This window comes from Cloacibacterium normanense, from assembly GCF_003860565.1.
GTDB lineage: Bacteria > Bacteroidota > Bacteroidia > Flavobacteriales > Weeksellaceae > Cloacibacterium > Cloacibacterium normanense.
Genome location: NZ_CP034157.1, coordinates 334,905 through 349,660, shown reverse-complemented (window position 1 = coordinate 349,660; position 14,756 = coordinate 334,905). Strand labels below are relative to the sequence as shown.

General features: G+C 33.9%; 13 protein-coding genes. 6 read left to right on the top strand and 7 right to left on the bottom strand.

The window, feature by feature from the left end:
* Positions 1-30: 30 nt before the first annotated feature.
* The 6 genes from hppD (at position 31) to EB819_RS01715 (ending at position 5,137) form a co-directional block, all read left to right on the top strand.
* On the top strand, positions 31-1,161 hold the full coding sequence (gene hppD / locus EB819_RS01740) for a 4-hydroxyphenylpyruvate dioxygenase (protein WP_124878644.1): 1,131 nt from the start codon (positions 31-33) through the stop codon (positions 1,159-1,161).
* A 3-nt stretch (positions 1,162-1,164) separates the two neighbouring features.
* A complete protein-coding gene (locus EB819_RS01735) occupies positions 1,165-1,635 on the top strand; it encodes a hypothetical protein (RefSeq protein WP_069797148.1) in 471 nt (156 codons plus the stop codon).
* 74 nt (positions 1,636-1,709) lie between these two features.
* The gene (gene fahA / locus EB819_RS01730) at positions 1,710-2,957 is read left to right on the top strand and encodes a fumarylacetoacetase (RefSeq protein ID WP_069797149.1); all 1,248 of its coding nucleotides are present in this window, start codon (positions 1,710-1,712) and stop codon (positions 2,955-2,957) included.
* A 245-nt stretch (positions 2,958-3,202) separates the two neighbouring features.
* A complete protein-coding gene (locus tag EB819_RS01725) occupies positions 3,203-3,616 on the top strand; it encodes a GxxExxY protein (protein WP_069797150.1) in 414 nt (137 codons plus the stop codon).
* A 91-nt stretch (positions 3,617-3,707) separates the two neighbouring features.
* Positions 3,708-4,532 (top strand): flavin reductase family protein, encoded by an 825-nt coding sequence (locus tag EB819_RS01720; protein ID WP_069797151.1) that lies wholly within the window; start codon positions 3,708-3,710, stop codon positions 4,530-4,532.
* 5 nt (positions 4,533-4,537) lie between these two features.
* Complete coding sequence (locus tag EB819_RS01715; protein WP_124878642.1) at positions 4,538-5,137, top strand: hypothetical protein; 600 nt, start codon at positions 4,538-4,540, stop codon at positions 5,135-5,137.
* Between the two features lie 43 nt (positions 5,138-5,180).
* On the opposite strand, the gene EB819_RS01710 is transcribed toward EB819_RS01715, so the two are convergent.
* The 7 genes from EB819_RS01710 to EB819_RS01680 all read right to left on the bottom strand — a co-directional run bounded on the left by EB819_RS01710 (position 5,181) and on the right by EB819_RS01680 (position 14,365).
* Entirely contained in the window at positions 5,181-6,011 is an 831-nt protein-coding gene (locus tag EB819_RS01710; protein ID WP_069797153.1) for an alpha/beta hydrolase family protein, read from the bottom strand.
* 258 nt (positions 6,012-6,269) lie between these two features.
* Positions 6,270-8,270, bottom strand: coding sequence for a M13 family metallopeptidase (locus EB819_RS01705; RefSeq protein ID WP_394337970.1), 2,001 nt, complete (start codon positions 8,268-8,270; stop codon positions 6,270-6,272).
* A gap of 270 nt (positions 8,271-8,540) precedes the next feature.
* Positions 8,541-10,628, bottom strand: a complete 2,088-nt coding sequence (locus EB819_RS01700; protein ID WP_069797217.1) for a M13 family metallopeptidase — start codon at positions 10,626-10,628, stop codon at positions 8,541-8,543.
* Between the two features lie 101 nt (positions 10,629-10,729).
* The gene (locus tag EB819_RS01695; protein ID WP_069797155.1) at positions 10,730-11,392 is read right to left on the bottom strand and encodes a head GIN domain-containing protein; all 663 of its coding nucleotides are present in this window, start codon (positions 11,390-11,392) and stop codon (positions 10,730-10,732) included.
* A gap of 146 nt (positions 11,393-11,538) precedes the next feature.
* Positions 11,539-12,795 (bottom strand): CinA family nicotinamide mononucleotide deamidase-related protein, encoded by a 1,257-nt coding sequence (locus EB819_RS01690; protein WP_069797156.1) that lies wholly within the window; start codon positions 12,793-12,795, stop codon positions 11,539-11,541.
* A gap of 74 nt (positions 12,796-12,869) precedes the next feature.
* Positions 12,870-13,736, bottom strand: coding sequence for a lipoyl synthase (gene lipA, locus EB819_RS01685; protein WP_069797157.1), 867 nt, complete (start codon positions 13,734-13,736; stop codon positions 12,870-12,872).
* Positions 13,737-13,816: 80 nt separating this feature from the next.
* Positions 13,817-14,365: an RNA polymerase sigma factor gene (locus EB819_RS01680; protein WP_069797158.1), complete on the bottom strand. Its 549-nt coding sequence runs from the start codon at positions 14,363-14,365 to the stop codon at positions 13,817-13,819.
* Positions 14,366-14,756: the final 391 nt, after the last annotated feature.

The following is a 14,756-nucleotide window of genomic DNA, read 5'->3' as shown; positions in this document are numbered from 1 at the left end:
ACATAACAAACTCCAAATAAAAAGAGAAAAATGAGCACACTTACTTTTGCAGAAAAAATAGCGCAGGCAGAGAATTTTCTTCCAATAAATGGAACAGATTATATAGAATTTTATGTAGGAAATGCTAAGCAAGCAGCCCATTATTACAAAACTGCTTTCGGTTTTCAGAGCGTAGCTTATGCAGGACCAGAAACTGGCATAAGAGATAGAGCTTCTTATGTAGTGCAACAAGGAAAAATAAGATTGGTTCTTACCTCAGGTTTATCTTCAGACTCACCGATTTGTGAACACCAAAGAAAACATGGTGATGGAGTAAAAATTCTTGCACTTTGGGTTGATGATGCGTACAAAGCATTTGAAGAAACCACAAATCGTGGTGCAAAACCTTACATGGAGCCCAAAACGCTAAAAGATGAATTCGGTGAAGTAAAAATGTCTGGAATTTATACCTACGGCGAAACCGTTCACATGTTCATCGAAAGAAAAAATTACGACGGGCCATTTATGCCAGGATACGAAAAATGGGAATCTGATTATAACCCTTCGGATTGTGGATTGCTTTATGTAGACCATTGCGTAGGAAATGTAGGTTGGGACAGAATGATTCCTGTAGTAAAATGGTATGAAGAAGTAATGGGATTTGTAAATATTTTAAGTTTTGACGACAAGCAAATTAACACCGAATATTCTGCACTCATGTCAAAAGTAATGAGCAACGGAAACGGATTTGCTAAATTTCCTATTAATGAACCAGCAGAAGGGAAGAAAAAATCTCAGGTAGAAGAATATCTAGATTTCTACGAAGGAGAAGGAGTTCAGCACATTGCAGTAGCGACCAAAGACATCATAAAAACAGTAAAAGAATTGAAAGCAAGAGGAGTAGAATTCCTTTCAGCACCACCAGAAGCCTACTACGAAATGGTTCCAGAAAGAGTGGGAACAATTGATGAAGACATTAAAAAACTTCAAGACTTAGAAATCCTAATCGACTGTGACGAAGAAGGTTATCTTCTACAAATTTTTACAAAACCTGTAGAAGACCGCCCTACTCTTTTCTACGAAATTATAGAAAGACATGGCGCGCAAAGCTTCGGAGCTGGTAATTTCAAAGCATTATTTGAAGCATTAGAAAGAGAACAAGCCAGAAGAGGCAACCTATAAATTATGAAAAAAATAATTTTATTTTTCACCATCTTTTTATTCGCTTTTTCATTCGCTCAAAAAACGAATACTAGAGACTACGAAGACATTAATGCTCGACTTGACCGACTTTTACGTGAAAGAGAAGTTGAAAAAAGAGTACTGAATGTAAATTTAGAAGGCAAAACCTTTGTCCTCATTCAGAATAAAGGAACTTTGGTATACAAATACGTTGTAAGTTTTTTAGCAGATAAAAATATAAACATTGTAGAGCTCATCAACGATACTTCTGCTCAGAGCAAAACGACCAAACTGTATTCTGGTGATTTCATTAGAAATAACAATTACATTTCTGTAAGAGCAGACGTTTTAGAAGGTCAAAAAATTGGCATTCCGCTTACGTACAATTTCATGATTCAAGAAAGAGACGGTATCCTTTTCTTAATCAACATGAATAATAATGAAAAGTGGATTGACACTGCTTTGGTAAAATAAAAAAAACAATGAAATATTGCCCGAAATTCTTTTGTTTTCGGGCTTTTTTATATCTTTAAAACAAATTTTAAGACATGAAATCTTTTATAAATTATCCACAAAATTCAGATTTTTCTATTCATAATATTCCTTTTGGCGTAGCGGTTTTTAACAGAGAATACATCGCTTGTTGTACCAGAATTGGCGATATGGTGATAGACCTCGCTACTTTATACGATTACGGATTTTTTGACGAAATAGAAGGCTTAAATGAAAACGTTTTCGAAGCTTACACGCTCAATGAATTTATAGAACTCGGAAAACCAGTAACCAATGCTGTTCGTTTAAAAATTCAAGAACTTTTATTAGAAGGTTCATCGCTTTCTCATGACGAAAAAACCATAGAAGAATGTTTCTATGATTTAGATAAAGTACAAATGATGATGCCACTTCACGTACAGAATTATACTGATTTTTACAGCAGTATAGAACACGCTACCAATGTGGGAAAAATGTTTCGTGACCCTGCAAATGCATTGCTCCCGAACTGGAAACATTTACCAGTAGGTTATCACGGTCGCGCTTCGTCTATCGTGGTTTCGGGAATTAATTTTCACAGACCAAAAGGTCAAATGAAACCTGCAGATGCAGAAAAACCGATTTTTGGAGCTTCAAAACAATTGGATTTTGAGCTAGAAATGGCTTTTGTATTGAATAAAAACACAGAAATTGGCGAAAGTATTTCTACTCAAGAAGCCGAAGATGCGATTTTCGGAATGGTGATTTTCAACGATTGGAGCGCTAGAGACATTCAGAGCTGGGAATATGTTCCTCTTGGCCCGTTTTTAGGGAAAAATTTCTGTTCGTCTATTTCACCTTGGGTGGTGACTTTAGAAGCTTTAGAACCCTTTAGAACTGCATCACCTAAGCAAGAACCTGAAGTTTTAAATTATCTGAAATTTGAAGGAGATAAAAATTTCGACATTAACCTAGAAGTGTATTTGCAACCAGAAAACGGCGAAGAAAACCTGATTTGCCAAAGCAATTACAAATACATGTACTGGAATATGGCGCAACAGTTGGCGCATCACACTATCAATGGTTGTAATGTGGAAGTTGGAGATTTATATGCTTCAGGAACTATTTCTGGAAATGAACAAAATAGTTTTGGTTCGATGCTAGAATTGACTTGGCGCGGACAAAACCCTCTAAAACTTTCAGATGGAACCGAAAGAAAATTTATAAATGACCACGACACCATCATTATGAGAGGTTTCTCTGAAAAAAACGGAATAAGAGTAGGTTTCGGAGAAGTAAGAGGAAAAGTTTTGCCAGCAAAATAAAAAATTTAACACATAAGTCACATCAGATTAAGAAAAATGATTGAAAATAATTAGAACACATGAGGCTTTAGAAGCTTCATTTTCAAAATGAAAAAATAAATGATTTACATTTAAGTGTCATTAACAAAGTGAAAAATTTATCACATAATTCACATCAGATATACATAAATAATTGAGAATATGTAGAACACATGAGGCTTTGAAAACGATATTTTCAAAGTGAAAAAAAACTAAAAAAAACTAAAATGCTAATAACCCAAAAAATAATAAACGAACTCACCTATAACATTATTGGTGCTTGTATAGAAGTTCACAAATTAGTAGGCCCCGGTTTGTATGAAGCAGTATATCATAAATGCCTTGAAAAAGAATTTATTTTAAGAAATATCAGTTTCAAATCAGAGTTAGAAATTCCTTTTAATTATAAAGGAGAACAAATAGATTGCAAAGTAAAATGTGATTTTTTAATTGAAAATTTAATCGTATTAGAATTAAAATCCGTGAATGACATTCATAATATTCATAAGGCACAAACCATGAATTATATGAACTTATTACAAGTTCCTAAAGCAATATTAGTTAATTTTAATGTTTACAATTTATATAACGAAGGAACGGAAACTTTTGTTAGTAGAAATTTTGAAAATTTACCTAGATGAAAATCTTTGATTTTCATCTCATGTGCTCTAAATATTTTCAAAAAAACTAAACTCTAATATGACTAATGTGTTAAAATAGAAATTAATAGAAATGAAAACAATTAATCCATCAGAATTGTCACCAATGCAAGTGCAAATGATTTTGCAAACGGCTGTTGCTCCGAGACCTATTGCACTGGCTTCTACCATAGACAAAAACGGAAATGTGAATCTTTCGCCGTTTAGTTTTTTTAATTTATTCAGTTCTAATCCACCGATTCTGATTTTTTCTCCAGCCAGAAGATTTCTAGATAATTCTACAAAAGACACGCTTCATAATGTGCTAGAAGTTCCAGAAGTGGTGATTGGAAACGTGAATTTTAATATGGTTCAACAAGTTTCACTTTCGTCTACAGAATATGAAACGGGTACAGATGAATTTATTAAATCTGGATTAACTAAAAAACCAGCAGAGTTGGTAAAACCGCCACTCATTGCAGAATCACCTGTGAATTTTGAATGTAAAGTCATCGAAGTAAAACCACTTGGAAACGAAGGTGGCGCTGGAAATTTAGTCATCTGTGAAGTTTTAAAAATTCATATCAGAGAAGAGTTTTTAAATGAAGAAGGAAATTTAGACCAAAAGAAACTGGATTTGGTTTCTAGACTAGGCGGAAACTGGTACGGAAGAACAACTGCAGAAACTTTATTCGAAGTTCCAAAACCATTGGTTACCAAAGGAATTGGCTTTGATCAATTGCCTTCAGAAATTAAAAATTCTAAAATTTTCACAGGAAATGATTTAGGAATGCTAGCAAACGTAGAACAACTCCCAGAAGGAAATTTTTCAGCAGATGAAAAAGTGCATCTAGAAGCGCAAAAACTGCTTTTAGAAGGCAAAATAGAAGAAGCTTGGAAAGTTCTTTTAACTCAATAAAAATTATGAAAAAAATAATAGCATTACTTACGATTTTATTTTTACAAAGTTGTATTGTAAATATTAAACAAGATTATAATGGATATAGCAGAAATTTAGTTTTTGAACAAAATAAAAAATGGCTCATCAATAATATATATACAGATTTAAATTCTTATGATAGAGATGAACTGAATAAGAAAATTTTTGAAAAATTCAATGAATTATCAAAAGGAAACGCATACACTTTAGAAAAGGCAAGAAGCGAAAATTTAATAGCTGGTAAAATATCTTTTTCCCCTGAAATAGAAGAAATTGAACAACTCAAAAACGCTACAGATTTTGATTATTTAGTAAACATTTATACTAAAAAAGTGAGGAATAATCTTTCATTAATAGAGCCTACTGAACAAACAAGATATGCAAGTAATGAAGCTTTTGCAATTATAGAAGTTTATGACATCAAAAAAATGAAAAAGATTTATTTGCAAAAAGCAAGTTCTTTACAAACTCGCGAAGAAAAAACAAAAGGGCCAAGTTTTCATTATACTTCAGAGACTTTATCTAAAAAGAATTTGAAGAAAATAATTAAAGACATTGAAAAAAATGCCATTTTAAAAAATTAATTGACTCTAACTTCGCCAAAGTTTAAAACTTTGGCGAAGTTTTTTATTTCAAAAATTTGATACAATCATTCACTACAGCATTCAGCAAAGTGGGCAATTTAAAATCTAACCAAGGTTCTTTGGCACCGAAAGTATGATTGCCTTTTTCCACCAGAATTAATTCTGAGTTTCTTGCCCAAGAATGTAAATTTTCGGCAGAAGAATACGGAACTGCTTCATCTTCTGAACCGTGAATAATTAAGAAATTTCCTTTAAAATTTTTAACAGCTTTTTCTACGGAAAATCTATCTTCATTTGCTAAATAATCTTCCAGAAACTGAATATGATGAGGCATTTGTTGCTTGGTTCGGCTGTTGTAATTGTAGTAAACACCTTGATTTTTCCATTCTTCTAATTTTTCGCCAACAGGAAATCTATTCAATGTGTCTACACTTGCTAATGTGATGAGGTTTTTGATTTTAGAATTTGCCGAGGCAGAAACAATGGAAATTCCGCCACCTCTAGAATGTCCGATTAAGGTTATATGTTCTGCATCTACTCGATTATCTTTGCTAAAATGCTCTATTACGAAATTTAAATCGCTCAATTCCTTAGAATAATTATTCTGTGCGAAACTTTCTAAATCTGCAAAATCACTTGGATGCTCCAATGAAGCTCCATTGTGCGAGAAATTAAATTTCACGAAATAAAATCCGTTTTTAACAAACTTTTCCGCCATCAAATTCCAAGCGCCCCAATCTTTATACCCTTTGTAACCATGAGCAAAAATCACGAGTGGTAATTTCCCTTCTTTTTCTGGAACAAGAGCATCAACCAAAAAAGATTTGGTTGCAGGATTTTCTAAAACGATATTTTTTTCTACTGTAAATTTCATAGTTGTAAATTTATAAAAATAAGAAGCAACACCCCGTCAAAATTTTGTCAAATTTTGCCACCCCTCTAAAAGAGGGGAATAAAAAAACCACCGAAATTTCGGTGGTTTTATAGCCCTGATTAACTCCTTTAAGTCGTTGAACCACTTTGTTAGGTTTGAGCGGTATGTTTGAGCTCTTTTTCTGCGGCGGCTTCGCCGCCGCAGAAAAAAGCGAGTAGCGAAAGCAGGATGAAGCTTCTCAATCCCTACTTTATACTTTTACCAGATTTTAATTCTGTCTTCTGGTTTTTTGTAATGTTTGTCGCCCTCTTTTACGCCAAATGCTTTATACCAAGCTTCGGTGTTTACCAGCGGACCAAATGCTCTGTACATTCCTGGAGAATGCGAATCTGTTTTCACTTGGTTGATGTAGAATTTCTCAGTTCCTTTGGTTCTCCAAACGGTTGCCCAACTTAAGAAAAATCTTTGATTTTGGTCAAATCCACTGATTTTACCTGGATTTCCTTTGTCTTTAAGGTACATTTGAAGTGCATCAAAAGCGATATTTACACCACCTAAATCTGCAATATTTTCGCCCATAGTAAATTTACCGTTTACGAAACTTCCTTTTACCGGTTCGTAAGCAGAATATTGAGCATCTAACTTAGCAGTAGCGGCTTCAAATTTCTTTCTGTCTTCGTCTGTCCACCAATTGTTAAGGTTTCCATCTCCATCAAATCTAGAACCACCATCATCAAATCCGTGAGAAATTTCGTGACCGATTACCGCACCGATTCCTCCGAAATTTACTGCAGGATCTGCTTTGAAATTAAAGAAAGGCGCTTGTAAAATTCCAGCAGGGAAAACGATTTCGTTATTAGAAGCACTGTAATATGCGTTTACGGTTTGAGGAGTCATTCCCCATTTTGTTTTATCTACTTTTTTACCAATTTTTTCTAAATTTTTCTCATAATTCCAAGTCGTGATGTTTTGTCTGTTTTGGAAATAAGAATCTGGACTTACCGTTAATTTAGAATAGTCTTCCCACTTATCTGGATAAGCGATTTTCACTTTGAATTTTGATAATTTATCCAATGCTTTTACTTTAGTTTCGTCACTCATCCAATCAAGGTTTGAGATATGGTCATGGTAAGCTTTTTTAAGATAATCTACCATAGTTACCATTTCTTCTTTGGCTTCTGCAGGGAAATATTTTTCTACATATAATTTACCGAAAGCTTCACCCAAAATACCATTGACTACTTCTAGTCCACGCTTGTTCATGGCACGTTGTTCTTTTTGACCTTGAAGGAATTTTCCGTAAAAATCAAAACGCATATCGTCTAATTTTTTGTCTAAAACTCCTGCGTTTCCAGAAAGCATGTGGTATTTCATGTAATCTTTTAACAATTGAAGATTCGCTTCGTTTACGAAAGCATCAAAGTTTTTAAAATATCCTAGTTCTCCTAGAATTACTCTATCGGTTTTTACGCCAACTTGATTTAAATATCCTGCTAAATCTACATTTTTAACCAAACCAGAAAGTTCTGAAACAGTTTTAGGATTGTAACGCTTATTAGCATCTCTTCCTTCTTCGTTGGTTAATAAAGTTTTAGCCAATCTTTTTTCTAAGTCTACAATTTTAGCTGCAGTTTCATTTGCATTTTGATACCCCAAAACTGTCAACATGCTCGAAACATATTTGGTATATTCTGCAAGGGTTTTGGTATTGGCTTCGTTTTCTTTTTGATAGTAATCTTTTCCTAAACCTAAAGCTGGACCCCCAAGATAGATCGCATTATCATTAGACGCTTTAAGGTCTGCTCCTACTCTCCACATGTAGAAAATATTATCACCATTTGGAGTAGCTTCTACCAAATATTTTTGTAAATCTGCTACCGTTTTTATCGCGTCAATTTTCGCTAAATCTGCTTTAATAGGGTTAATTCCGTCTGCATTTCTCTTGTCCCAATTCATAAAAGAAGAATACAAATCTTGAATTTTTTTGCCTTCAGTTCCTTCTGCATATTTCTCCGTCAAAATATTATTCAAAATGGCTAAAGAGTTTTCGTCTGTTTTCTCACGAAGTTCATTAAAACTTCCCCAACTTGCTTTGTCCGAAGGAATTTCTACTGTTTTTACCCAGTTTCCGTTTACATAAGTGAAGAAATCATCTTGTGGACGAACTGAAGTATCCATAAATTGAAGAGCAATTCCGTTTTCTGGTAATTGTTTTTGTGATGCACATGAACTTACTGTAAGCACAGCAGCTGCAGCCATCACTAGAAAAGGTACCTTTTTCATATGAAGTTATTTATTATTTTTTTAAAGGTCATATGCAATCGCTGAACATTCGTTGATGTTTGTATTTTTCAGCACGGCGATTTCATATATAGTTCATTATTAATTGTTCAAATTTAATAAAATCATCAGTTTTATTATGATTAGTTGATAAAAATTTGAATTTGTTTCAATAGACTTCATAAATAATAAAAAACCACAGAAAATTCTGTGGTTTTGAGGTTTTTATGTTGAGAAAAATTTGGTTTCTTACCAGATTTTGATTCTTTCTTCTGGTTTTTTATAATGTTGGTCACCTTCTTTCACTTCGAATGCGTTGTAGAATGCTTCTACATTTACCAACGGACCAAAAGCTCTGTATAAACCTGGTGAATGCGGATCTGTTTTCACCTGATTAATCATGTATTTTTCTGTAGATTTAGTTCTCCAGATGGTTCCCCAACTTAAGAAAAATCTTTGGTCTTGGTTGTAACCACTGATTAATCCTGGATTTCCTTTGTCTTTAAGATACATTTGTAATGCGTCATAAGCAATGGCAACTCCACCTAAATCTGCAATATTTTCGCCATTGGTAAATAAACCGTTTACGAAAGTTCCTTTTACTGGTTCATATTTGCTGTATTGTTCTGCTAATTTTTTAGTCGCTTCTTCGAAGTTCTTTTTATCAGCATCAGTCCACCAATTTTTAAGGTTTCCGTCTCCATCGAACATTGCTCCTGAATCATCAAATCCGTGAGAAATTTCGTGACCAATTACCGCTCCGATTCCTCCAAAATTCACTGCAGGATCAGCTTTGAAATCAAAGAAAGGCGCTTGTAAAATAGCAGCTGGGAAAACGATTTCATTATTTACTGGGTTGTAGTAAGCATTTACCGTTTGAGGAGTCATTCCCCATTCTTTTTTGTCAACTTTCTTGCCTACTTTATCTAATTCTCTTTGGTAAGCCCAATCTGCTACATTTTTCAGGTTTCCGTATAATGTTCCACCTTCATTTTTAGAAAGTACTTGTAATTTAGAATAGTCTTTCCACTCATCTGGATAACCTACTTTTACCGTGAATTTTGATAATTTATCTAAAGCTTTCGTTTTGGTTTCATCACTCATCCAAGAAAGATTAGAAATATGCTGAACGTAAGATCTTTTAAGATAATCGATTAAGGTAACCATTTCTGCTTTAGCTTCGGCAGAGAAATATTTATCTACATATAATTTCCCGAAAGCTTCACCAAGAACACCATTAATGGTAGAAAGTGCACGTTTGTTCATCGCGCGTTGTTCTTTTTGTCCACTCAAAGTTCTTCCGTAGAAATCAAACTGTAAATCGTCTAATTTTTGGTCTAAAACAGAAGCGCTTCCGTTCAATAATTTCACTTTTAAGAAATCTTTGATGAATGGTAAGTTCTTAGCGTTCAAAAATTTATCTAAATTTTTATAATACTCTAATTCACCGATGATTACTCTGTCTGTATTTACACCAGCGTTTTTAAGATAAGATGGTAAATCTACATTTTTCACTAAAGATTTTAACTCTGGTAAAGTCTTCGGATTGTATTGAAGATTAGAATCTCTAATTTTTTCATTAGGGATTAAAGTTTGAGCGGCAGTTTTTTCAAAGTCAACTACTTTCTGAGCAGCAACTTCAGGATTTTTATATCCTAAAACTGTATATAATTTGGTTAAATAATCTTTGTATTGACCGATGGTTTTAGTGTTTTCATCATTGGTTTTCTGATAATAATCTCTTCCTAAACCAAGGTTTACATCTCCCATGTAAACTGCATTATCCGTAGAATTTTTAAGGTCTGCGTAAACTCCCCATCCATAAAATGGATTATCTCCAGTTTTGGTAGCTTCTACTAAATATTTTTGTAAATCTGCCATCGTTTTAATGGCATCAATTTTCGCTAAATCACCTTTAATAGGAGCAATTCCGTCTGCATTACGCTTATTCATATCCATGTAAGTAGCGTAAATATCCTGAATTTTTTGACCTTCAGTTCCTTTAGCGTAAGTTTCTTTCAATAAATTGTCTAAAATTTTAAGAGAATTAAGGTCTGTTTTTTCTCTTAATTCATTGAAACTTCCCCAACTTGCTTTATCCGCAGGAATCTGAGCAGTTTTCATCCAAGTTCCGTTTACGTAGTTGTAAAAATCGTCTTGCGGACGAACAGATTTGTCCATCAGTTCAATGGCAATTCCGTTTTCTGGAAGTTCTGCTGGTTTTAATTCTTCAATTGGAGCAGGTGTAGGTTCTGTAGTTGCTTGTTTCTGAGCGCCACAAGAATCTAAAATGAGCATTCCTGAAAAAGCCAACACAGCGATTGATATTTTTTTCATGTACATATGATTAATTAATGATGAATAAGTACAAATTTATAAGAAATTGTTACGTTTTAAAATCAAAAAAGCCAAAGTTTAAAACTCTGGCTTCGATTTTTTTATTTGAAAGTGATCTTTCCGCCTAAAACATTTTTGGTATTTCTGTCTTTGGGAGAACCATAGACGTCTATATTTCCGCCTGCTCTAGTTGTGGCATTAAGAATTTTAGAAGCATTTACTTCTGCAAATCCACCTGCATTTGCAGTGATGGTAACGGTTTCTGAGTCTAAATCTCTTCCGTAAAATTGTGCGCCAGAATTCACCAAAATATCTTGAATTTCGGCAGTTCCAGACACATTAATGACACCTCCAGAATTGGCTTTAGAGTTTAATAAATTCACATCTACTTGTAAATTTAGCGTAGAACCTTCGTTGGAAGTAATGCTGAGCATTTTGCTATCAATAGTTCCATCAGAAGTGATTTTAGAACCTTGACTCGCTTGAATTTCGTTTATATCTTCATAGAAAACAGTCACTTCAGATTTGTCGCCTTGCATAATCTTAGTAGGAATCATTCTGATTTTGAGTTCTCCATTTTTATTGACAATTTCCACATCTGGATCATCACCTTTTACCTGAATTTTATTTTCACTGGATTTTACAAGGGTTACATTAATTCTATCATAAACCTTTACTGCGCTGAAATCTCCAAAATTTTTGGAAGTTTGAGAGTATGCAACCTGAACCAAAAGAAGTAGGAAACTAAAAATTATTTTTTTCATAAATAGATATTTATTTTTTTAAGGTCTTATGCAATCGCTGAACATTCATTGATGTTTGAACTTTTTCATCAGGGCGATTTCATTCTACATTATTTTAAAGATATAACAACTGTTTGCGCCATTTTATTACATGAGAAATGCGATTTTTAAAGATTTTCTTGAATTAAAATCTGAATTAAATCCTGCAAAACTTTCTGCGAAACAAAATTCATAAAATCTTTGCGCTCTAAATGAGGAAGATACAATCTGAAAGTTTTTTCGAAATCTTTTACTCTAATCGAATAAAAAACAGTGCCAATTTCTGAATTGAACTCATCTGAATTTGGTCCTGCAACTCCAGTGGTAGAAAGTGCAATATCTGTTTTAAATAATTTCTGGCAACCCAAACTCATCGCTTCCGCAACTTCTGCAGAAACCACTGTTTTCTCTTTGATTAAATCTTCAGAAACACCTAAAATCTTCGTTTTTTTCTCCGTTTGATAGGTGCAAATTCCCCCTAAAAAATAATTAGAACTTCCAGAAACACTTGTAATTAAGTGTGATAACTCTCCACCAGTACAACTTTCGGCAGTAGAAATCGTCAAGCTTCTAGAAATTAAAAAATCGTGCAGAATTTCTTCTATTTTGTCGCCATTTTCAGAAATAATGTGCGCTTTCAGTAACGGTCTTATTTTAGAAATTTCTTCTTCTAATTGAATTTCCAAAGCATCTAAATCCTTTCCTGAAGCCGTTAATTTCAACTTCACTCTATTGGCGATTGGCAAATACGAAAGTGAAAAATTTTTAGGCAAATTCAGTTCCCAGTCTTCTAAAGCGTCAGACAATAAACTTTCTGGATAATTCACCACAGAAACGGTTTTAATTTTCAAAAAATTAGATTCAAATTCTTTTTGTAGATAAGGAATAATTTGGTCTTTCACTAGAGGCTTCACTTCATAAGGAACACCAGGAAGACAAATCGCAATTTTACCTTTCTCTTCTACCATCAAACTCGGCGCAGTTCCGTTATGATTTTGGAAAACTTTAGCTTTTGAAAGAATCATGGCTTGTTCTCTGTTTCTTTCGATAATTTCTAACCTTCCGATGCGTTCTAATCTGGTTTTCAGATGCTGAAAAGTTTCTTCGTCATAAACGATTTCATCATTGAAAAATTCACAAAAAGCTTTCTTGGTTTTATCATCTTTAGTCGGGCCAAGTCCGCCTGTTGTCATCACCAAATCAGTCAATTGAAAGGCAGATTGTAATGTATTTTTAATAATTTCTATTTCATCTGAAATGGTAAAAATCTGCGAAACAGAAATCCCAATTTTTGATAATTCTTTTGCAATAAAATTAGAGTTAGTATCTACTGTAGTTCCAGACAGAACCTCGTTTCCTATCGTAATAAGGACCGCGTTTTTCATAAAAATTTCGAGTTTCGAGTTCCGAGTTCCGAGTTACCAAATGCGAATCTCATAACTCGAATCCCGTAACTCAATTAATGAATATGTTTTTCTGCATGATAAGAACTTCTCACCAAAGGCGAACTTTCCACATGACGGAAACCTAACTGTTCTGCAAAAATTCTGTATTCTTCGAATTCTTCTAGCTCTACAAAACGTTTTACTGGCAAATGTTTTTTGGTTGGCTGAAGATATTGCCCAATCGTAATTACATCTACATTCGCATTTCTCACATCTTGAATGGTTTCAAAAACTTCTTCTTTGGTTTCACCCAAACCGAGCATAATTCCTGTTTTGGTACGGTTTTGTCCAGCTTCTTTTAAATATCTTAATACTTCTAAAGAACGCTCGTACTTCGCCTGAATTCTCACTTCTCTGGTTAATCTTTTTACGGTTTCCATGTTGTGAGAAATCACTTCTGGCGCTACTTCTACCAATCTATCGATATGTTTGTGAATTCCTTGAAAATCTGGAATCAGCGTTTCCATAGTCGTTCCCGGAGAAATTCTACGAACTGCATTTACAGTTTCTGCCCAAATTATAGAACCCATATCTTTCAAATCATCTCGGTCAACAGAAGTTAAAACCGCATGTTTAATTTTCATTAATTTAATAGAACGTGCTACTTTTTCGGGTTCGTCCCAGTTTACATCAAGTGGTTTACCTGTTTTCACTCCACAGAATCCACAACTTCTGGTACAGATATTTCCTAAAATCATAAAAGTTGCGGTTCCTTCTCCCCAACATTCGCCCATATTAGGACAAGAACCACTTTGACAAATGGTGTTCAGTTTATATTTATCAACCAAAGTTCTTAATTCTCTGTAATTTTTTCCTGTAGGAAGTTTTACACGAATCCATTTTGGTTTATTGGTAGTGGTATCTTGAATTTGATTTTCCATAAATATCTAAAATTTTTCTCGTAGATGTAACTGATTTGGCCGATTTTCATCTGCTCAATCTACATAATCAGCGAGAGATTCTACTCATTTTCGTTTAACAATTCTGCCAAAACTTTTTTGGCTCTCATAATTCTCACTTTGGTATTGGCAACAGAAAGATTGAGTTCTTCTGCAATTTCTTTGATGCTTTTTTCTTCAAAAAATCTCAAATGGATAATTTTTTGATAATTGTGGTCCATTTTGGCAACCGCATCGATGATTTTTTTCTCTTCCTGCACAGAAATCATAATTTCTTCAGGAGATTTTTCGAATTGATTTTTAAAATCCTGAAAACCGTCCATTGTTTCTTCTGTTTCACGATTTTTTTTGCGCCAATAATCTATTACTGTATTTTGAGCGATGGTAAGAACCCACGTTTTAAACTGGAAATTCTCATCATACAAATCTAATTTTGCCAATACTTTAGAAAACACCGAAACCGTCAATTCATCTGCGGCGTTTTCATCATGAACTTTTTTCATCACGAAAGAAAAAACGTCTGTCCAAAATTGGTTAATCAGTTTGGTCTGCGCTTTCTGATTTTTTTCTTTGGCCAAGAAGATGAGTTGTAGAAGTTCTGGTTTTTCCATTGCTGTGCAAAGATAAGGATTTTGTAAGAGCCAAATAAAAAGAGCCAAGTAAAAAATGATTAGATTTTGTCTATAAGATTTATGGCGCGAGCATTTCGACAAGCTCAATATAAACTTCACGAGCGGCGATTGTTTTCAAAGTAATTAAACCTTCAAGGATTTTAAATCCTTGAAGGTTTGAATAAACAAACTTTAAGAAAATTGAAAAGAAAAACTGCCCGTGAAAATTAGCCACGATTGGAGCATTGTTTGAGCTCTTTTAATTTTTTTGAGGATTGAGCGTTGGCAAAAAAATTAAAAAGCGAGTGCGGAAAGCGTGTCTGAAAGTGAAAAAATACAGAAACGTGTGCTTCTGAAAAACTTCCAGCTTCCAGCTTCCTACTTCGTGCAA